Here is an 802-nt window from a genome sequence, read left to right as displayed (position 1 = left end):
GGCCCGGCGGCTTCCCGCGGCCCGGCGGTTTCCCTCGGTCCGGCCGCATCGGCCGCGCCAGCCGCGGGCGGCGGGGCGGCGGTGCACCGGGTCGCGATCGGGTCGTTGCGGCCCGCGGACTCGCCGCGCCTGCGCGGGGAGGACCGCGAGCACGTGTTCCGCCTGGTCGGCGTGGAGACGCCGCTGCCGCCGATCCTCGTGCACCGCCCGACCATGCGGGTCATCGACGGCATGCACCGGCTGCGCGCGGCCATGCTGCGCGGCGACACGCACATCGAGGCCGTGTACTTCGACGGGACGGCCGCCGAGGCGTTCGCCCGCGCCGTCGAGCTGAACATCGCGCACGGCCTCCCGCTGACCATCGCCGACCGGCGGGCCGCCGCCGCGCGCATCCTGGCCGCCGAGCCCGACTCCTCCGACCGGGCGATCGCCGCGCGGACGGGCCTCTCCGCCCGGACGGTCGCGGCCGTCCGGCGTTCGACCGCGCAAGTCCCGCACTCGAACGCGCGCGTCGGCGCGGACGGCCGCGCCCGCCCGGTGGACGGCGCGGGCGGGCGGCGGCTCGCCGCGCAGATCATCCAGGCGCGTCCCGAGGCGTCGCTGCGCGAGGTCGCCCGGAAGGCGGGCATCTCCCTCTCCACGGCCCATGACGTGCGCAAACGCCTCCTGCAGGGGCGCGACCCGGTTCCGCCCGGCGCCGCCCCGCGGAACGCCGCCGCCCGTCCCGGCACGCCCACCTCCGCCGCGTCCAACATGACCGCGTCCGGCGCCACCGCCGACACCGCGTCCGGCACCGCGCCCG

General features: G+C 79.4%; 1 pseudogene. It reads left to right on the top strand.

Annotation, left to right across the window (positions count from 1 at the left end):
• Positions 1–105 precede the first annotated feature (105 nt).
• Positions 106–802 (top strand): annotated as a pseudogene (locus tag DZF91_RS23025) (hypothetical protein); the annotation flags it as partial.

Source organism: Actinomadura logoneensis (assembly GCF_003428695.1).
Taxonomy (GTDB): Bacteria; Actinomycetota; Actinomycetes; order Streptosporangiales; family Streptosporangiaceae; genus Spirillospora; species Spirillospora logoneensis.
Note: the sequence above shows the minus strand (reverse complement) of the source record. Positions and strands in the feature narration are given on the sequence as shown.